Genomic DNA, 17,935 nt, shown 5'->3' on the forward strand with positions numbered 1-17,935 from the left:
AGCCATAAGCCCGACCTCGCTTATGAAGGCTTAAGCAATTATCTGGACTCTTAGCGTTTGCAGGCGGATTGTTCCGAAAAAGCACTTGAAAGAACCTGCATCTGCGGCCGGTCGCCTTCCTTTGTCGGCTGGATGCTGAGCGGTTCGTCTTCCGGCCACCAATCGCCGCCGGCCCAATAGGACCAGCCAAGCCAGACATCGGCGTTCTGCTCGACTGTCTTCACCATATCCGCAAGCCCTGTCAGGCATTCCGGGCTGGCGGGTGCGGCGAATTCGCCGAGAAAACCCCTCCGGCCATGATCCCTCAGCCAACCGGCGACATCCCGCACCGCCTTAATGGCGTCCGCGGCCCGCGAGCACTCGGAGTTCTTGCCGGAAAAGTCTGCGTCCAGATATTGATGGAGTTCATAGGCGTAGTGGTCCTGGGGATCCTCGACCCCGAGCATTGCCGCGGCATTGGGCGTGCCGTAATCGCCGGTCGCCCAGCTGTGCGCGCCCGTCCAGGCCGTTCCCGGAACGAGCAACAGGTTGCCGGCGCCTGTCTGACGGATCGCGGCGATCGCGCCGTTCACCGAAAGCAGCCAATCTTCCGCCGAAATCCCGTAAGGCTCGTTCATCAACCCGAAGGCAACGCCTTCCACCCCGACAAAGGCGGCGGCGAGACGACGCCAGAAATCTGCAAAAGCGCTCTGCGGAACAGCTTCGGATCCGATCGGGTTGCCACGGTAACGGGCATAGTTATGCGGGTCCAAAATAACCGCCATGCCGCTTGCGCGAATGAGCATCACGGTATCGTACAGTCGCTTGAACTCAGCCGCATCGAAGGGCTCGTCGAGCTTCGGCTGAAGCCTTTCCCACAGGAAAGGCAATCGGACGGTGTTGAACCCCTTGCCGGCGAAATAATCGATCGTTTCCTTGGAAGGGTAGACATATCCGGCGCTGTACGCCTCGCCCAGCTCCCCGAACTCCGCGCCGGCGAGATTCACACCCCGCAGGCACAGCGGCTCGGCCTTTGCCGGCCCGGCCGCAACCGCGAAACAGACGAGAGCACCAAGCACCTGCAAGCCGGAGCGCCGGTTTTGTCGAAGCGGCTCTTCCACGCCATCCTCCATTTTCGTTCGGGCAACATGGCATCAGAACCTTTAGCAAATGCTATTGGTTGCCTGGAAACCGCAAGACGGCGGCGATACGCGCCCCGACGACGCAAAGGGAACGGAATTTTAGGCAGCCGGCCTTAAGTTCAAGACAACGGAATATATCCGTCGCTTGGTTCAAAACGGCCTTCGTGTACACACTAGATGCCGCCCTGCCCCGCTATTTCAACGCCGATCCGGTTTGGTGGGTGTAAAATATTGTCTGGGAGGCATTTTATGTATACACGGATAGCCTGCAGCGACGGAGGAGGGAGATCTAGATGAAGACTTATGTTCTGAGGGTATCGTGCAAGTCGACGCGTGGCATCGTGGCGGCGATATCCGGGTTCCTGGCCGAGAAGGGCTGCAACATCATCGATAGTTCGCAATTCGATGACCTCGACACCGGCAAGTTCTTCATGCGCGTCAGCTTCCTGTCGGAAGAAGGCGCCGACCGTCCGGCACTCGTCGAAGGCTTCAAGCCGATCGCCGGCCGATTCGAGATGGACTGGGAAATATTCGATGCGGAAGACCGCATCAAGGTTCTCCTGATGGTCTCCCGCTTCGGCCATTGCCTGAACGACCTGCTCTATCGCTGGCGCATCGGCGCCCTGCCGATCGACATCGTCGGTGTCGTCTCCAACCATTTCGATTACCAGAAGCTGGTGGTCAACAACGACATCCCCTTCCATCACATCAAGGTGACGAAGGACAACAAGCCAAGGGCGGAAGCCCAGTTGATGGATGTCGTCGAGTCGACCGGCACGGAGCTGATCGTGCTCGCCCGCTACATGCAGGTTCTGTCCGACCAGCTATGCGCCAAGATGTCGGGCCGGATCATCAATATCCACCATTCCTTCCTGCCGAGCTTCAAGGGCGCCAATCCTTACAAACAGGCCTATCAGCGCGGGGTGAAGCTGATCGGCGCCACGGCTCACTACGTGACGGCGGATCTCGACGAGGGACCGATCATCGAGCAGGACACGGTGCGGATTACCCATGCGCAAAGCCCGGACGACTATGTCTCGCTCGGCCGCGACGTGGAAAGCCAGGTGCTGGCGCGCGCCATTCACGCGCATATTCATCACCGCACCTTCATCAACGGCAACCGCACCGTCGTCTTTCCGCCAAGCCCCGGAAGCTACGCCTCCGAAAGAATGGGCTGAAGGCCCGGTAAACTAACCGGACCGCCTATGGACGGGCGGTTCCGCCGCTCTATCCTCTTCGGAAGCAGACCTTCCGGAGAGGCTTATGTCCGACGTCATGCCCGAACTCCTCGACGTGTCTTCAACCGATCTTTCGATCGAGGCGGTGGAGGAGGTGCTGCGGGAACAATATGGACTGACCGGACAGGTATTCCCGATCGAGGGGCGGCAGAACCCCTATTTCCTGATCGACAACGGCCATATGCGCTATCTCCTGAAAACGGCACCCGCTGACGCCCCGTTTCAGGAAATCGAGGCCGAGCATGCCCTTATGCGGCATATCCTGCGCAGTACCGACGGTCCGCTGGTTCCCGAGCCCGTGCTCACCAAAGATGGCGCCGACACGATTGCCCTGCCATTAGAAGGGCAAGATAGGCGCCTGCGCCTCCTGACATTTCTGGAGGGTGCTCCGTTGCCGGCGGATGATACACTGTCGGATCGAGCAATTGCCGCCTTCGGATCCATCTCGGCGGCACTCACCAAAAGCCTCGAAGGCATCGACAATCCGCTTTTGGAGCGTGAGCCGGAGAGCGATCTGCGCAAGGCGGGCCCGCAGACGGTAACGCTCCTGGCGGAGGTCAGCGATCAGGAAACCCGCGACATCATTGCCAAGGCCATGGTGGCAGCGCTCAGGCGCATCCAGCCGCTTGGCCCGAGCCTGCGGATCGCCGCCGTGCATCAGAACCTGGACGCCGGAGCTGTCGTGGGCAACACGACGGACGCCGGCTGGCTGCCGACAGGGGTGACGGATTTTACCGGAATCTCCAGGAGCTGGCTTGTTGCGGGCTTAGCAAATACCTGCGCGTTCCTGCTGGCAAACCGCGGTGGCGACGCTTTGGCACTCCTGCCCGCCATTCGCGCCTATCATGATATTTATCCGCTAACGCTGATGGAAATCGAAGCCCTTTGGTCGCTGATCGTCGCCCGCACCGGAATCCTGACGGCCGAAGCCGAAAGCAAGCTGGCGCAGCGGCCCGATGATGCGCGGGCAAAGGAGGAAACGGAAAAACGCCACGCCGTCCTTCGCTCGGTGACCGCGATCTCTCCGGCGCTTGTGTTCGCCGCATTCCTCGACGCTACGGGGATGTCGAATCCGCTGCCGGCAATGGTTCGCCTGCTGCCGGACATCGATCCGGAAACCATCCGGCTCGTCGATCTCGGCGTCACCAGCCCCCTGCTTTGCGGCGGCAACTGGACCGATCCCGAAAACGACTGGAAGATGCTCGCTCGCATAGCCCGGGAAACGGGACGCTGCAGCACGCGCTACGGCGAATACCGCCTTTCGAGGAGCCTCGCAGATCCGCAGCAGGAACCGGAAAACTTCGCGCTTCATATCGACGTCTGCGTACCGGCGGGCGCAACTGCGGTTGCGCCCTTTGCGGGAACGCTGAGGAGCGGCGGGACTCGGCTCGTGCTCTCGGGCTCGGATGTTAGTCTGCACCTAGAAGGGCTGGACTGCGCTCTTGCAGACGGCACCGCGGTCAATGCGGGCGATGTGCTCGGCATGGTCGCCGGCGCTGAGAATTCCGTGGGCGGGCTTCGTCTACGTTTCTGCCGCGATTCCGAACTCGTGCCGCCGCTCTTCTGCAAGGCGGAGAAGGTGGGCACCTGGTCGAGGTTATGCCCCTCGCCAGCAGCACTGCTTGGTGTCGTCGCCGATGCACCGGTCCCCGTCCGTCTCGACGAACCGGTGCGTGGCTGGAAAGAACATCTTTTCGACGCCGCGGGCCGCTGCCTGCTCGACCTGCGGGAAGACACACCCCTGATCGGCCACGGCCACCCGCGCATTGCGGCGGCGAGCTATCGCCAGCATCTGCTTTTGAACACGCCTTCTTCCGGATCATCCGAGGCGGATGAACTTTTGGCCCGGCACCTAAAAGCACTCGCACCGGCGGGGCTTGATCAAGTACTGGCCCTACATGGGCGGCGCGACGCGTTTCAACACGCCTTGGCGCTCGCACGTAACCATAGCGGCAGACACGAGATCGTCGGCATGTCCGGCCTGCCTTCGGAAATGGCCGGCGAACCCGGGATGATCAAGGCCGGCAACGCGCGAGAAACCATGGAATCTCTGGATGCCGGCGACAAAGCCGGTCTGTTGCTTGCCGGTTACGCGCCACCTTTCGACGGCCTTTCTGAAATCCTGGAGACACTTCGCCGCCACGGCGGCTTGCTTGTCATCGACGAGACGCGCTCGGGATGGGGTAGATCCGGCCGCCATCTCTGGGGATTCGAGGCCTCGGGGCTCTCACCCGACATCATCGTGGCCGGACTTCCCGGGCAAGATATCGCCATGTGTTTCGCGCGCGAAAATATTGCAATGGCGCGAGACGGCGCGCAACGACCGAGCCTTGTCGCCTGTTCGGCAGCCGCAGCGATGCTGGAAATCTCGGAGGAAGAGGCGTTGCGGGACAACGCCCGGATTGTCGGCGACCACCTGAAATCAGCCCTTGAGCAGATGGCGCGCCGTCATCATGCAATCGAGGATGTAACCGGCAGCGGCCTCTGCCTTGTCCTGCATTTCAAAAACGAAGAGCTCGCCGAAAAAACGGCGGAGCTGCTGCGAAGGGAGCGCGTTTTGGCGAATATTGAGCCGTCAGCTTCGCTCCTGATTGTCCCGCCGCTTTGCTTTGCGCGAGACAGTGCCGACCAGCTGGTGGACCGGCTTGAAGCGGCCCTCGCGCAAACTTGAGAGGCAACAGGAGCGGAAATTTCCAAGGTCGCGTCTTGCGCGGGCCGGGAAGCCACCTATTTAATTGCTGACGGACGCAGGTCGTGAATATGCGAATGAAATTTCACAATTCCGCCTTCTTCCTGTCATCGATCGGAAAAAAATTCTAGATACACTGATTTTCGTTGATCGCGCTGTCAGGTTTTGCTACAGACGATCTTCGTTCGGTCGGGTGAGTCTGATCGATTTGCACGCAACATCAGAGGGAGAGTGACATGTTTAAATTCGTTCGCGTCGCCGCCTTCGGTGAGGATGCGTCCAACATGATTGGCACGGATCGCCGCTCCCTTCCGTGCTGTCGAATGTAACGCTTTCAGTTCCATCGTTCCTGAAAATTTTCATTCGCCAGAGCTGCCCATCAAGCAGCCAATGCGGGAGTCTGCCATGCAGAAGCAAGTTATCGAGTTCGGCGGCGAGCCCGTCGGTATTGTCATTCCGGATGCGGATCGGCTGAAGTTCATCGCCGTGAAATTCCACGTCATCGATCTTGACGAGCAGCGTTTCGGCTCTGCGGATGAGGTGCGTCTTGCCATTCGCGACCTTGTTCGCTCGCGTAACGTAGCGCCCACGGCGCATGTCTGAGATTTGATTTAAGCATTTCAAAAGCCGCCTTCGGGCGGCTTTTGAAATGCGGATTAGAAAGCGGTGAACGTAATCGTCGTCAAGGAGCGTTCGATGCCGGGTATGGACGCGATTTTCTCATTGACGAACCGCCCGATCTCATCGCTGTCCTTGATATAAATCTTCAGCAAAAGATCCCAGTCGCCGCTTGTCGAATAGAGTTCGGAGACGAGTTCCGTCTTGTAGATGGCATCAGCGACCTCATAGGTCTGGCCGGGCTTGCAACGAAGCTGCACGAATATCGGTTTCATGGACGTCTTCCCGTCGGTCGGATCGCTTTTGCGATCATGATGGCAGATACCCGACTATTGGCCGATGCGGTTGCCGTTCGCAAGCCGGTCGGCCTGGATCTCCTGGAGTATCCAATCCCGGAACGCTGCCAGCGGCGGATAGGTGGCGCGGTCGGGCGGATAGGCAAGATAATATTGCCCGGTTTCCATGGCTCGACCTTCCACGGCCGGCACCAGCAGGCCATGCTCCAGTTCCCGGTCGATCAGGAAGCGCGGCAAAAGCGCAGCGCCGAGGCCAGCCGATGCAGCCTCGACCATCGGCATGAACTGATCGAATAGCATGCCGTGCAAGGTATCGAACGCGACCCTGTTCTGAGAAAACCACAGCTCCCACGCGTCCGGGCGCGTATTGAGATGCAGAAGCGGCGCTTTCAGCACATCCTCCGCCCCCTGGATTTCGTGCCGTGCCTTGAATTGCGGACTGCAGACCGGCAGCACCGTTTCGTCCATCAGAAAGGTGAGCGCAGCGCCCGGCCAGCGCGCTACTCCGAAATGGATGGCGGCATCCAGCGTATCGAAACGGAAATCGAAGGGTTCGAGCCGGGTGATGAGGTTCACCACGAGGCCCGGATGGGCCTCGAGGAAATGCGCAATCCGAGGGGTGAGCCAGCGCGTGCCGAAAAACGGCAGGATGGCGAGGTTGAGCGTACCGCCGGACGGATTGGCTTTGAGGTTCAGGGAGGCATTCGAAATGCGCCGCAGCGCTTCGCGAACCTCTCGGGCATAACCGTCACCCGCAAGCGTCAGCCGGATCGTCTGGCGCTCGCGAAGGAACAGGGCCACGCCGAGCTGCTTTTCGAGCGCCGAGATCTGCCGGCTGACGGCGCTCTGGGTGAGGCCGAGTTCGTTGGCCGCCGCCGTGACGCTGCCGGTGCGAGCCGCCGCTTCAAAAGCGGCGAGCAGAGAAAATGAGGGTAGGAAGCGCCGGGGCGGCAGCATGTCATTCCTCTAGCGAATGACCTGTTGAGAACATGTCGATATTCATGGATAAACAGCGCCTGTAAAGAGTCTGAAGCGCCCTCTTCCGGACATTCATCATGCTGAACGATCCCCGCTCTCACGGCCTCTGGGAAAAGACCGCTCCCTCGCCCCCTCCGGCGCCGCGGCTGGAAGAGGTCGTGGCCGCCGATGTGGCGATTGTCGGGGGCGGTTATACCGGCCTGTCGGCGGCACTGCATCTTGCCGAGCGCGGCGTCCATGTGAGACTTTTGGAGGCCGCCGAGATCGGCTTCGGCGGCGCGGGCCGCAATGTCGGCCTGATCAATGCGGGCATGTGGGTGATGCCCGACGATTTTCCGAGGGAACTCGGCCCGCTCTATGGCGAGCGGGCACTCGATCTTCTCGGCCAGGGGCCCTATCTCGTCCGCGAACTGATCGAGACACACGGTATTTCCTGCGAGCTGGAAAAGAACGGCACACTCCATTGCGCAGCCGGCGCCGATGGCATGAAGGAGCTCGAGGAGCGCGCCCGCCAGTGGCAGAAGCGCGGCGCCCCCGTCACCCTGCTGAATGCCGCGGAAACCGAACAGCGCACCGGCAGCAGCACGTATTCCGGTTCGCTCCTCGACATGCGCGCCGGTACGCTGCAGCCGCTCGCCTATGCCCGTGGCCTGGCTCATGCCGCCGTCAAGGCAGGCGCAAAACTCCATACCGGCAGCGCCGTCGTCGAAACCGGCGAGGCGAATGGCAAGAAATTTGTCAGAACCGCTCACGGACAGGTCTCGGCCGACTGGATCATCGTCGCGACGGATGCCTACAGCACCGGTCCGTGGAAACAGGTCCGCCTGGAACAGGTCCATCTGCCCTATTTCAATCTGGCCACCGCCCCTCTCGGCGATAACCTTCGCCGCTCGATCGTCCCCGGCCGTGAAGGCTGCTGGGACACCAAGGAAATTCTCTCCTCTTTCCGCATGGATCAGGCCGGCCGCCTGATCTTCGGCTCGGTCGGTGCTTTGCGCGGCACCGGCACGGCCATCCACAAGGCCTGGGCGCGGCGCTCGCTGAAACGTATCTTCCCGCAGCTCGGCGATGTGGACTTCGAGGCGGAATGGTACGGCCTTATCGGCATGACCGACAATGCGCTCCCGCGCTTCCACAAGTTCGGCCGCAACGTCGTCGGCTTTTCAGGCTATAACGGCCGCGGCATTTCCCCCGGCACGACATTCGGCAAGGTGCTCGCGGCGCATGTGCTCGGCGAGATTTCGGAAGCCGAACTGCCGCTGCCGCTGACCGATACGACGGAGCCTGGCTTCCGCTCCCTCAAGGAAGCCTATTATGAAGCAGGGGCGCAGATTGCCCACTTCGCCGGTGAACGGTTCTGATTGTCAAACCATCGCCGACTTGTAGATTGACCGATATTGAATTGCGGAGACCGATATGACCCTTGCCACTCTTGATCTCGCCGCCGAGGTGAAAAACATCCTGGGCGACCTAGGCGTAAAAGCCGAAAGCTATACCGGCGGCACGCTCGTCGTCCGTTCGCCGATCACCGGCGCCGAGATCGGCAAGCTGCCGGAGATTTCGGCCGAAGGAGCCGGAAAGGCGATCGAAGCCGCCCACGCCGCCTTTCTGGAATGGCGGCTGGTGCCCGGTCCGAAGCGCGGCGAGTTGATCCGCCTGCTCGGCGAGGAATTGCGCGCGGCCAAGACCGCACTCGGCCGGCTCGTGTCGCTCGAGGTCGGCAAGATCACGTCCGAAGGCCTCGGCGAGGTGCAGGAAATGATCGACATCTGCGACTTCGCGGTCGGGCTCTCGCGGCAGCTCTACGGCCTCACCATCGCCACCGAACGCGCCGATCACCGCATGATGGAAACCTGGCATCCGCTGGGCGCGATCGGCATCATCTCCGCCTTCAATTTCCCGGTCGCCGTCTGGTCGTGGAATGCGGCACTCGCCATCGTCTGCGGCAATTCCACCATCTGGAAGCCGTCGGAGAAGACGCCGCTGACCGCGCTCGCGACCCAGGCGATCTTCGAAAAGGCGCTGGCCCGTTATATTGCAGAAGGCAATACCGCACCGAAGAACCTCTCGACGCTGCTGATCGGCGGGCGCGAGATCGGAGAGATCATGGTCGATCACGAGAAGGTGCCGCTGGTTTCCGCAACCGGCTCGACGGCCATGGGTCGCGCCGTCGGACCGCGCCTGGCGCAGCGCTTCGCCCGCTCCATTCTGGAACTGGGCGGCAACAATGCTGCCATCGTGACGCCGACGGCCGATCTCGACCTGACACTCCGCGGCGTGGCCTTTTCGGCCATGGGAACGGCCGGGCAACGCTGCACCACGCTTCGCCGCCTCTTCGTGCACGACAGTGTTTACGACACGCTGGTGCCGCGCCTTATCAAGGCCTATCAGTCAGTCACGATCGGAAATCCGTTGGAAAACGGCAACCTCGTCGGCCCTCTGATCGACAAGCCCGCTTTCGATAAAATGCAGAGGGCACTGGAGGCCGCCAAGGCCGCCGGCGGAAAGGTGGTCGGGGGCGAGCGCGTGCATGCCGAAAGCTCCGCCGAGGCTTATTATGTGCGACCCGCGATCGTCGAGATGCCTGCTCAGGCAGGGCCCGTAAAGGAAGAGACCTTTGCTCCGATCCTTTACGTGATGAAGTATTCGGGCTTCGACGAGGCGCTCTCGCTGCACAACGACGTGCCCCAGGGCCTTTCCTCCTCGATCTTCACCAACGACATGCGTGAGGCCGAAACTTTCGTGTCGGCGCACGGTTCCGATTGCGGCATCGCCAATGTCAATATCGGCCCCTCGGGCGCCGAGATCGGCGGGGCATTCGGCGGCGAAAAGGAAACCGGCGGCGGCCGCGAATCGGGTTCGGATGCCTGGAAGGCCTATATGCGCCGCGCCACCAACACGATGAACTATGGCCGCACCCTGCCGCTGGCACAGGGCGTCAAGTTCGACGTCATCTGATCGGATGTCGCGGCCGCTGAACCTGCTCACGGACATCGAGGGCGTGGCTGTCGGCCACGCCACGGATCTCTCGCTCGGTTCGGGCGTGACGGCGATCGTCTTCGACGAACCGGCGGTCGCCTCAGGTTCTGTCCTCGGCGGCGCGCCAGGCGGCCGGGATACCGCGCTGCTCGATCCATCCATGACAGTGCAGGCAGTCGACGCCTTTGTTCTTTCCGGCGGCTCGGCGTTCGGGCTCGATGCGGCAGGCGGCGTGCAGGCCGGACTACGTGAGATCGGGCGTGGTCTTCAGGTACGTACCGCCCGCGTGCCGATCGTACCGCAGGCGATCCTGATCGATCTCCTGAACGGCGGCAACAAGGATTGGGGCCTCTATTCGCCCTACCGCGACATGGGTTACGCGGCCTTCAAGGCGGCCGCAAAGGGTGCCTTCGCTCTTGGCACCGTCGGAGCCGGAACGGGCGCGACCACCGCCAACTTCAAGGGCGGAATCGGCTCGGCAAGCGCAAGGACTTCGGCCGGCCACACGGTCGGGGCGCTGATGGCGGTCAACGCCATGGGCTCGGTGACCGTTGGTGAAGGCCCGCATTTCTGGGCGTCCCCCTTTGAGCAAGACGGGGAATTCGGCGGGCTTGGCCTACCCCAGAACTTCGACAATCGTCTGCGGCTGAAGGGCCGCAACGTGATCGCGACCACCATCGGTGTCGTGGTGACGGATGCCGTGCTGAGCAAGCCGGACGTCCACCGTCTTTCGATCCTCGCCCATGACGGCCTCGCCCGCGCCGTCCTGCCGACCCATCTGCCGGGAGACGGCGACACCATCTTTTCAGCCGCGACCGGCGCCAAGCCCTTGAGCGACGCTGCCGATTTTCTGGAGATCTGCCATCTGGCGACGCTGGTGACGGCGCGCGCCATAGCGCGTGGCGTCTACGAAGCCACCGCACTGCCGGTGCCTGATGTGCAACCTGCCTGGCGTGACAGGTTCGGTTCCTTGGCTAGATAGTTCTCAGCGCTTCCTCCACGCGCGGCCAATCCTCCGCAGCGGGCAGACCGATCCTGAGGTCCTCCGGCCGCTCGGCAAAACGCCTTGTGATGATCCCCCGCTCGCCGAGATGCTGGAAAATCGCCTGCGCTCGCGGGCCGCGGATGAAGCGGAAGAGCGACGTGCCGCCCGCGACGGGAATGCCGGCTTCTGCGAGCAAGGCGTCGAGCCGCGTCGCTTCCGCCTTCAGCCTTTCCCGCATCGCCTTCTGCCAGCCGGCATCGGCAAGCGCTTCGCCGGCAACGTGCAGCGCCGGACCGGAGACCGCCCAGGGACCGAGCCGGCTCTCGATCTTCGCGATGGTTTCGGGATGTGAGATGGCAAAGCCTAGCCGAAGCCCCGCCATGCCATAGAACTTGCCGAAGGAACGCAGGACGACCAGGCCGCCGGCATCGACGGCATCTGCGACGCTCTCCGCTTCAGAGACGTCCATAAAGGCCTCATCAACGACAAGAAGGCCGTTTTTGGCGCGCATGACGGCCGCAAGAGCCAGAAGCTCGCTGCGCCGGACAATCCGGCCGGTGGGATTATTCGGATTGACGACCACCGCCAGCCGGCCATCCGCCAGCCGTTCCATATCCTCCGTCTCGGTCACCTCAAGACCTGCCAGCCGCGCAGCGCGGGCATGTTCCGCATAGGTGGGAGAGAGGATCGCCGCCTTGCCACCACCCCAGCCCGCCTGAAGGCCAGCAAGGATCGGCAGCAGGATCTGGGTCCCCGGCCCGGGCGCCACATGCGCTTGCGAAGGCGCTCCATAGGCCTCCGCCGCCAATACCTTCAGTCGTTCAGCCAAATCCGGCTCCGGCAGTCGCGCGAAGGCATTGCCCGGCAAGGGAGAATGCGGATAGGAATGCGGATTGATACCGGTGGAAAGATCGATCCACGGTTCGGGCGCATCGGGAAACGACGCTCGCGCCTGAGCAAGATTACCGCCGTGCTGTATCGGACCGCCAACCTCAGGCCTTGTCACCGGCATGTTCCTTCTCGCCTTTTTTGCACTGATCATCGAGCGGATATTCGGTTATCCGGATTGGCTGTTTCGTCGCATCGGCCACCCGGTTACCTGGATCGGCGGGCTGATATCCCGGCTCGATACCAACTGGAACCGCGAAGAAGATGATTTCGCCAGGCGCAAGCGCAAGGGCATTCTCACCCTCCTGATACTGCTCGGCACGGTGACCGTGGTGGCCTTGACGCTCGAATACGGGTTTCTCTTCTTGCCCTTCGGACCGATCCTGCTTGCGTTTGTTGCCGCAAGTTTGCCCGCCCAGAAAAGCCTCGAACAGCATGTCGCGGCTGTCGCCACTGCCCTCAGATACGGCGGACTGGAAGCAGGACGCAAAGCCGTTTCGATGATCGTCGGGCGCGATCCGGAAAAACTGGACGAAGCCGCCGTCTGCCGCGCAGCAATCGAGAGCCTGGCGGAGAATTTTTCCGACGGCGTCGTGGCGCCGGCATTCTGGATGGGCATCGGCGGTTTGGCCGGCGGCGCGGCCTACAAGGCCGCCAATACCGCCGACAGCATGATCGGCCACCGTTCTCCGCGGCACGAGGCGTTCGGCTGGGCAGCGGCGCGCTTCGATGACATGATCAACCTGCCGGCTTCGCGGCTGAGCGCGCTGCTTTTCGTGATTGCCGCATTCTTTGTCCCCGGCGCTTCCCCAAAAGGCGCGATAAACGCTGTTTTCCTGGATGCCCGGCACCACCGATCCCCCAATGCCGGCTGGCCGGAAGCGGCGATGGCCGGTGCGCTTGGGATAGCTCTCGCCGGGCCTCGCAGCTACGGTGGCCAGATGATCGAGGCGCGTTTCATGGGCGAGGGTGGGCGCACTGAACTTTCTTACGAAGACATCGGCCGCGCGCTGAAACTGGCGCGGATCGCTGATGGTCTGCTGATCGGCCTTTTCGGCATCCTGGCGTGGATCATCTGGCAAATCTGAGCAATCCGTCGAGATCGAGATGCTTTTCCATGTGGGCGGCAAGCCTGTCGAGCACTTCGTCCACGCCCGCTTCGTAGTCCAGATCGGATGCCACGCCGCCCAGCCGCTCGAGCCAGGCAGAGCGCTGCCGGTCGTCGGCAAACAGGCCGTGGAGATAGGTGCCGCAGATTCGTCCGTCGCCGGATCGCGCCCCGTCCGTATTGCCACCGACAACCGAAAACGGCTGCGCGCAATCCGGCCCGATCGTCCGGCCTACATGCATTTCATAGCCGGCCAAGGATACCCCGTCGAAACTGGTGCCCGAGACCGCTTCCAGCCGCTTCTCGGCGGAAAGAACAGTTTCGACGTCCAGTAAACCCAGACCGGAAACCGAACCGGGTGGCCCTTCCATGCCCTCGGGGTCGGAAATCTGCCTGCCCAACATCTGGTAGCCGCCGCACAGACCCAGCACACGCCCGCCACGCCTGACATGCGCCGCGATGTCGGTATCGAAGCCGGCCGCCTTCAGCGCCTGCAGATCGGATATCGTCGCCTTGGAGCCGACGAGCAGAACGAGGTCGCAGTCGCCGGGAATGACTTGCCCCGGCCGCACACGGACCAATTCCACCTCCGGCTCGGCCTCCAGCGGATCGAGATCGTCGAAATTCGAGATATGCGGCAGGATCGGTACCGCAATGCGGACTTTTGCGCCGGGATTACAGGCATGGGAGCCGGCGATACCGAGCGCATCCTCCGCCGGCAGGCGGGCTGCATCGGCAAAGTGCGGCAGGAGCCCCATCGACTTCCAACTGGTCAATTCCGCAATCATCCGCATGCCTTCCGCAAACAACGTCGGATCGCCGCGGAACCGGTTGACGATGAAGCCGCAGATCATCGCCGCATCTTCAGGCGCAAGCACTAGTTTTGTGCCGGCAAGGCTGGCGATCACGCCGCCGCGGTCGATATCGCCGATCAGCACGACCGGCACGCCCGCCGCCCGGGCAAAGCCCATATTGGCGATATCGTTCTGACGCAGGTTGATTTCCGAGGCGCTGCCGGCGCCTTCCACAAGCATGAGATCCGCCTGATTTCGCAGACGCTCGAAACTTTCCAGCACCCGCGGCATCAGCTTCGGCTTCAGACCCTGGTATTCGGCAGCCTTGGCATTGCCCTCGACCTTGCCCTGCACCACGACCTGAGCGCCGACCTCGCTCTGCGGCTTCAGCAAGACAGGATTCATGTGGACGCTGAGCGGCACCTTTGCGGCGCGCGCCTGCAATGCCTGCGCCCGACCGATCTCGCCGCCGTCTGCCGTCACCGCCGCATTGTTCGACATGTTCTGCGGCTTGAACGGCAGAACCTTCAGACCACGCAGCGTAAAGGCGCGGGCAAGTCCGGCTACGACCAGCGACTTGCCCACATCCGAGCCCGTTCCCTGAAACATCAAAGCGCGGGCGGCCATCGATTAAAACTCGATGCCGGCCTGAGCCTTCACGCCAGCCTTGAAATGGTGCTTCACCAGCGTCATCTCGGTCACCATGTCGGCCGCTTCGATCAGTGCGGGTTTGGCATTGCGGCCGGTGACGACGACATGCAGATCCGCGCGCCGCGCCTGTAGTGCCGCGATAACCTTGTCGAGATCGAGATAATCGTAGCGGAGCGCGATGTTGAGCTCGTCGAGGATGACAAGCCCGATCGTCTCGTCAGCCATCAGGTCCAGCGCCTTTTCCCACGCCTTTTCGGCGGCGGCCATATCGCGCTTCAGGTCCTGGGTTTCCCAGGTAAAACCTTCACCCATCGTATGCCAGACGACTCGATCCCCGAAGACCGCCAGCGCCGGCTGCTCGCCGGTCGACCAGGCGCCTTTGATGAATTGCACCACACCGACCCGCCGGTTGTTGCCGAGCATGCGCAAGGCAAGTCCGAAAGCGGCGGTAGACTTGCCTTTGCCCGCGCCTGTATGGACGATGAGAAGACCCTTTTCCAGGGTCTTCTCTGCTACTTCCTTGTCCTGAACCGCCTTGCGGTTCGCCATCTTGGCGCGGTGCCGCTCGGCTACGCTTTCGTCGAGCTCTTTCACCGCGAAACAAGCTTTACCGCAGACCCGGCAGAAGCCTCCTCGCCTGCGCGAAAGCGCGCGCGTAGTATGCCGCAAGCTGCTCCAAGCAGGGCCCAGAACACCAGGTTGGTGGCATAGACCGCATTGACGAAACGAGCGTGCAATTCGAGCGGTACGGCCGTCTCGTGAGACGGCGGCAGCGGCGCGCCGATCAGATGGGGGGCAACCAGCAGAACGATCGCCAGGGCGGCAAAAACCGCCGAGCGCGTGTAAGCCAGAAGACCAAGCGCCACCGCAGTGCAGACAGCGGTGGATACCCACCAGATTTGCCGTGGTCCGAGTTCCGCGGCCGGCATGCCCGGCAGTTCCGGCGGCAGGCCGAGGCCGGGCGCAAGGCTGACGGCGAGGAAGCCGGCAATGCCGAACATCAGGCCGCCGCGCCAGCCCTTGAAGCCGCCGAGGGCCTCTGAAGCCGCGACCAGAACGAGCCCGAAACCAATCGCCGACAACGCATTGGCAGCCGCGGTATAAATAAAGCGCTCAAAGCCGTCGGCTGGAGCCCAGGCCTCTTCTTCGTGGTGATGATCCGCAGGTGCCGCTGCCCCGGCTGCCGGAGCGACGTCATGGCTGTGGCTATGACCTGCCTCGCCGCCGGCATTTTCGAATACCTCGGCCTGCAGGATCAATGGGACAGTGGAAAAGCTCTGCATGACGGTGAGCAGCAATCCGGACAATAGCCCGGCGATCACCGCCGTGAAGACGATGTTACGAAACAAAGACATGGGGATGTTCCTATCAGTGGCAGGGGAAAGCCAGTGAGTGGCGGGTATCATGAGCGGCATTGTGCACCACTTCCAGATGCGAGAAGCCGACAAACCCGACAATGAACAGACCCATCAGAGCCGTCATGCTGAGAGGAATGATCTTCGAAGTGGAAACGCTGACTGCAGTTGCAGCAGATTTCGTAACCATGGTCTCGTCCTTTCGCCCTCCACCCGAGGGCCGTTCACGTTTTTCTCGCCTCTGGCAGGTCTCCTGGCTCGCGGATCAGGCGTCTGTCGCCGGCCTTCCCGGATTGCTCCAGTGGCGTCATAGGCGAAGACTTTCCGCTTACAGTTGCGGGGGCAGCCGCGGGCTTGACGAAAAATTCGTCGCACCGCATTCCCTCAAACCCTCTTGGGCACCATAGGCATCGGCACTATAGACGAATTCGCAGACGTCGCAATCGCCTTTGCGACGCATTGACATGGCGTCGCGACCGGGCGTAGTTGAAAAGGACGGTCCCTTTCCGGCAACGGGAGGGGCTAAGAGAGAATGCGGTGCGAGCTTTACGCTCAATGCCGCGGCTGCCCCCGCAACTGTAGGCGGCGAGCCATTGCCACTGAGCCACTGGAAAAATCCGGGAAGGCAGGCAAATGGCGGCGACCCGCGAGCCAGGAGACCTGCCGTTGGATTCGTAAGCTTCGCCGGGCGGGGTGCTCCGGAGGAAGTCGTGTCATTCACGGCAGATGGGCTTTGCTTTTCTGCTCCGCGCCCCGATTTTTTGAACCCGGCGGTAACGCGGCTGAATGATGAGCGACGAGCGAAAAGACCATCCCGACGACATCGGCGTGACGATCTTCGTCTGCACGAACTGCCGTGACGAAGCGGATCCGGACATCCGTCCGGGCCTGCGAATGATCGCGGCGCTCAAGGAGGCGTCAGCCGGCAAGCCGCTGGCCGTCAAGCCTGTAACCTGTCTTGCCAATTGCGAGAAAAGCCCGAGCGCTGCCTTCAACCACCGGACCGGCTGGTCCTATGTGTTCGGTCATCTGACGCTGGAGAATGTCGACGACATCGTCGCCGGCGCGATGATGCTGGCAGAAGACGAGCGCGGCTTCCTTCCCCTTCGCGGCCGTCCCGCCTGCCTGCGCGGCAAGGGCATGACGGCCCGCATCCCACCCTTTCATCATCACGAGGACATGCCTTCATGAGCGTCAATTTCGACCGCGTTCCCTGCACCGTCGTCACCGGATTCCTCGGCGCCGGCAAGACCACGCTGATCCGCAACCTCATCGAAAAGCTCGATGGCAAACGGCTGGCCATCATCGTCAACGAGTTCGGCGATGTCGGCATCGACGGCGAGGTGCTGAAGGGTTGCGGTATCGAGACCTGCCCGGAAGACAACATCATCGAGCTCGCCAACGGCTGCATCTGCTGCACGGTGGCAGACGATTTCGTGCCTGCGATCGACCAGATCCTCTCCCGCGAGCCGCGCGTCGATCATATCCTCATCGAGACCTCCGGCCTTGCTCTGCCAAAGCCACTTGTCCAGGCTTTCCAATGGCCTGACGTCAAGGCGCGGGTGACGGTGGATGGCGTGATTGCCGTAGTGGATGGCCTGGCACTCGCCGAAGGCCGGGTGGCGGACGATCACGACGCGCTCGAGGCCCAACGCCAGGCGGATGGCTCCATCGACCACGACGATCCGGTCGAGGAAGTCTTCGAGGACCAGGTTGCCTGCGCCGACATGATCGTGCTGACCAAGAGCGATCTGCTCGACGCCGACGGGCTCGCCACAGCAAAAGATCGCGTCGCCGCGCATCTGCCGCGTGCCGTAAAGATCGTATCGGCCGCCAATGGCGCGATCGACCCGGCCGTGCTGATCGGCCTCGGCCTCGCCGTCGAGGACGATATCGAGAACCGCAAGACCCACCACGATGATGAGCTCGACCACGATCACGACGATTTCGACAGTTTCGTCGTCGATCTCCCGGCAGTTTCCGACGCCGAAGGGCTTGCCGCGCGCATCTCCGCGACGGCGGAAGCGGAAAACGTTCTGCGCATAAAAGGCTTCGTGGAAGTCGCGGATAAGCCGATGCGCCTGCAGGTCCAGGCGGTAGGATCGCGCGTGAACCACTACTTCGACCGCGCCTGGGCGCCCGGCGAAACCCGTCAAAGCCGCCTCGTCGTGATCGGTGAAAAGGGAATCGACCGCGAAGCTATCGAAAGAATGCTGGCCGCATAAAGGCTGAAGA

At 62.2% G+C, this 17,935-nt stretch carries 17 protein-coding genes and 2 riboswitches; of the genes, 9 read left to right on the plus strand and 8 right to left on the minus strand.

Going from position 1 to position 17,935, the window contains the following annotated elements; translation table 11 throughout:
* Positions 1-50: 50 nt before the first annotated feature.
* Positions 51-1,100, minus strand: a complete 1,050-nt coding sequence (locus tag C5L13_RS25905; RefSeq protein WP_245571472.1) for a glycoside hydrolase family 5 protein — start codon at positions 1,098-1,100, stop codon at positions 51-53.
* A gap of 314 nt (positions 1,101-1,414) precedes the next feature.
* Here C5L13_RS25905 and purU point away from each other — a divergent pair, with 314 nt between their 5' ends.
* From purU to C5L13_RS25920, 3 genes are all read left to right on the plus strand, one after another.
* Positions 1,415-2,299: a formyltetrahydrofolate deformylase gene (gene purU / locus C5L13_RS25910; RefSeq protein WP_105386159.1), complete on the plus strand. Its 885-nt coding sequence runs from the start codon at positions 1,415-1,417 to the stop codon at positions 2,297-2,299.
* 85 nt (positions 2,300-2,384) lie between these two features.
* The gene (locus tag C5L13_RS25915; RefSeq protein ID WP_105386160.1) at positions 2,385-5,030 is read left to right on the plus strand and encodes an aminotransferase class III-fold pyridoxal phosphate-dependent enzyme; all 2,646 of its coding nucleotides are present in this window, start codon (positions 2,385-2,387) and stop codon (positions 5,028-5,030) included.
* A 423-nt stretch (positions 5,031-5,453) separates the two neighbouring features.
* Entirely contained in the window at positions 5,454-5,651 is a 198-nt protein-coding gene (locus tag C5L13_RS25920; protein ID WP_105386238.1) for a hypothetical protein, read from the plus strand.
* A gap of 53 nt (positions 5,652-5,704) precedes the next feature.
* Here the strand turns inward: C5L13_RS25920 and C5L13_RS25925 are convergent, their stop codons facing one another.
* Complete coding sequence (locus C5L13_RS25925; RefSeq protein ID WP_105372094.1) at positions 5,705-5,941, minus strand: Lrp/AsnC ligand binding domain-containing protein; 237 nt, start codon at positions 5,939-5,941, stop codon at positions 5,705-5,707.
* 54 nt (positions 5,942-5,995) lie between these two features.
* Positions 5,996-6,919: a LysR family transcriptional regulator gene (locus C5L13_RS25930; RefSeq protein ID WP_105386161.1), complete on the minus strand. Its 924-nt coding sequence runs from the start codon at positions 6,917-6,919 to the stop codon at positions 5,996-5,998.
* A gap of 98 nt (positions 6,920-7,017) precedes the next feature.
* On the opposite strand from C5L13_RS25930, the gene C5L13_RS25935 reads away from it, so the two are divergent.
* From C5L13_RS25935 to C5L13_RS25945, 3 genes are read left to right on the plus strand one after another with little or no spacing between them, the layout of a single operon-like run.
* Positions 7,018-8,301 carry an NAD(P)/FAD-dependent oxidoreductase gene (locus C5L13_RS25935; protein ID WP_105386162.1) on the plus strand — a complete coding sequence of 428 codons (1,284 nt, stop codon included), beginning with the start codon at positions 7,018-7,020 and terminating at the stop codon, positions 8,299-8,301.
* Between the two features lie 55 nt (positions 8,302-8,356).
* On the plus strand, positions 8,357-9,898 hold the full coding sequence (gene amaB / locus C5L13_RS25940) for an L-piperidine-6-carboxylate dehydrogenase (protein WP_105386163.1): 1,542 nt from the start codon (positions 8,357-8,359) through the stop codon (positions 9,896-9,898).
* 4 nt (positions 9,899-9,902) lie between these two features.
* Entirely contained in the window at positions 9,903-10,901 is a 999-nt protein-coding gene (locus C5L13_RS25945) for a P1 family peptidase (protein ID WP_105386164.1), read from the plus strand.
* On the opposite strand, the gene cobD is transcribed toward C5L13_RS25945, so the two are convergent.
* On the minus strand, positions 10,894-11,916 hold the full coding sequence (gene cobD / locus C5L13_RS25950) for a threonine-phosphate decarboxylase CobD (RefSeq protein WP_105386165.1): 1,023 nt from the start codon (positions 11,914-11,916) through the stop codon (positions 10,894-10,896). The two genes, C5L13_RS25945 and cobD, sit on opposite strands and share 8 nt — an antisense overlap.
* Here cobD and cbiB point away from each other — a divergent pair.
* Entirely contained in the window at positions 11,915-12,880 is a 966-nt protein-coding gene (gene cbiB / locus C5L13_RS25955; protein WP_105386166.1) for an adenosylcobinamide-phosphate synthase CbiB, read from the plus strand. The two genes, cobD and cbiB, sit on opposite strands and share 2 nt — an antisense overlap.
* On the opposite strand, the gene C5L13_RS25960 is transcribed toward cbiB, so the two are convergent.
* From C5L13_RS25960 to C5L13_RS25975, 4 genes are read right to left on the minus strand one after another with little or no spacing between them, the layout of a single operon-like run.
* Positions 12,864-14,321: a cobyric acid synthase gene (locus C5L13_RS25960; RefSeq protein ID WP_105386167.1), complete on the minus strand. Its 1,458-nt coding sequence runs from the start codon at positions 14,319-14,321 to the stop codon at positions 12,864-12,866. The two genes, cbiB and C5L13_RS25960, sit on opposite strands and share 17 nt — an antisense overlap.
* A 3-nt stretch (positions 14,322-14,324) precedes the next feature.
* A complete protein-coding gene (cobO, locus tag C5L13_RS25965; RefSeq protein WP_105386168.1) occupies positions 14,325-14,939 on the minus strand; it encodes a cob(I)yrinic acid a,c-diamide adenosyltransferase in 615 nt (204 codons plus the stop codon).
* On the minus strand, positions 14,936-15,700 hold the full coding sequence (locus tag C5L13_RS25970; protein WP_105386169.1) for a CbtA family protein: 765 nt from the start codon (positions 15,698-15,700) through the stop codon (positions 14,936-14,938). The genes cobO and C5L13_RS25970 overlap by 4 nt, the downstream gene beginning before the upstream one ends.
* 13 nt (positions 15,701-15,713) lie before the next feature.
* Positions 15,714-15,890, minus strand: coding sequence for a CbtB domain-containing protein (locus C5L13_RS25975; RefSeq protein WP_105386170.1), 177 nt, complete (start codon positions 15,888-15,890; stop codon positions 15,714-15,716).
* Positions 15,891-15,926: 36 nt separating this feature from the next.
* Positions 15,927-16,121, minus strand: a riboswitch (cobalamin riboswitch).
* 58 nt (positions 16,122-16,179) lie between these two features.
* Positions 16,180-16,382: riboswitch (cobalamin riboswitch) on the plus strand.
* Between the two features lie 107 nt (positions 16,383-16,489).
* Here C5L13_RS25975 and C5L13_RS25980 point away from each other — a divergent pair.
* Together C5L13_RS25980 and cobW are read left to right on the plus strand one after the other, a co-directional pair.
* Positions 16,490-16,891: a DUF1636 family protein gene (locus tag C5L13_RS25980; RefSeq protein ID WP_158693534.1), complete on the plus strand. Its 402-nt coding sequence runs from the start codon at positions 16,490-16,492 to the stop codon at positions 16,889-16,891.
* Positions 16,888-17,925, plus strand: coding sequence for a cobalamin biosynthesis protein CobW (cobW, locus tag C5L13_RS25985; protein WP_105386172.1), 1,038 nt, complete (start codon positions 16,888-16,890; stop codon positions 17,923-17,925). The genes C5L13_RS25980 and cobW overlap by 4 nt, the downstream gene beginning before the upstream one ends.
* The last annotated feature ends 10 nt before the right edge of the window (positions 17,926-17,935 follow it).

It is taken from the genome of Neorhizobium alkalisoli (assembly GCF_002968635.1).
Classification (GTDB): Bacteria; Pseudomonadota; Alphaproteobacteria; order Rhizobiales; family Rhizobiaceae; genus Neorhizobium; species Neorhizobium alkalisoli.

What these genes read in the sequence shown, in the direction of transcription:
- C5L13_RS25960 (WP_105386167.1), bottom strand. Translation starts at nt 14,321, where the DNA reads ATGGCCGCCCGCGCTTTGATGTTTCAGGGAACGGGCTCGGATGTGGGC.
- C5L13_RS25970 (WP_105386169.1), bottom strand. Translation starts at nt 15,700, where the DNA reads ATGTCTTTGTTTCGTAACATCGTCTTCACGGCGGTGATCGCCGGGCTA.
- C5L13_RS25925 (WP_105372094.1), bottom strand. Translation starts at nt 5,941, where the DNA reads ATGAAACCGATATTCGTGCAGCTTCGTTGCAAGCCCGGCCAGACCTAT.
- amaB (WP_105386163.1), top strand. Translation starts at nt 8,357, where the DNA reads ATGACCCTTGCCACTCTTGATCTCGCCGCCGAGGTGAAAAACATCCTG.
- C5L13_RS25935 (WP_105386162.1), top strand. Translation starts at nt 7,018, where the DNA reads ATGCTGAACGATCCCCGCTCTCACGGCCTCTGGGAAAAGACCGCTCCC.
- C5L13_RS25975 (WP_105386170.1), bottom strand. Translation starts at nt 15,890, where the DNA reads ATGGTTACGAAATCTGCTGCAACTGCAGTCAGCGTTTCCACTTCGAAG.
- C5L13_RS25920 (WP_105386238.1), top strand. Translation starts at nt 5,454, where the DNA reads ATGCAGAAGCAAGTTATCGAGTTCGGCGGCGAGCCCGTCGGTATTGTC.
- C5L13_RS25980 (WP_158693534.1), top strand. Translation starts at nt 16,490, where the DNA reads ATGAGCGACGAGCGAAAAGACCATCCCGACGACATCGGCGTGACGATC.
- cbiB (WP_105386166.1), top strand. Translation starts at nt 11,915, where the DNA reads ATGTTCCTTCTCGCCTTTTTTGCACTGATCATCGAGCGGATATTCGGT.
- cobW (WP_105386172.1), top strand. Translation starts at nt 16,888, where the DNA reads ATGAGCGTCAATTTCGACCGCGTTCCCTGCACCGTCGTCACCGGATTC.
- C5L13_RS25945 (WP_105386164.1), top strand. Translation starts at nt 9,903, where the DNA reads ATGTCGCGGCCGCTGAACCTGCTCACGGACATCGAGGGCGTGGCTGTC.
- C5L13_RS25915 (WP_105386160.1), top strand. Translation starts at nt 2,385, where the DNA reads ATGTCCGACGTCATGCCCGAACTCCTCGACGTGTCTTCAACCGATCTT.
- C5L13_RS25930 (WP_105386161.1), bottom strand. Translation starts at nt 6,919, where the DNA reads ATGCTGCCGCCCCGGCGCTTCCTACCCTCATTTTCTCTGCTCGCCGCT.
- cobD (WP_105386165.1), bottom strand. Translation starts at nt 11,916, where the DNA reads ATGCCGGTGACAAGGCCTGAGGTTGGCGGTCCGATACAGCACGGCGGT.
- purU (WP_105386159.1), top strand. Translation starts at nt 1,415, where the DNA reads ATGAAGACTTATGTTCTGAGGGTATCGTGCAAGTCGACGCGTGGCATC.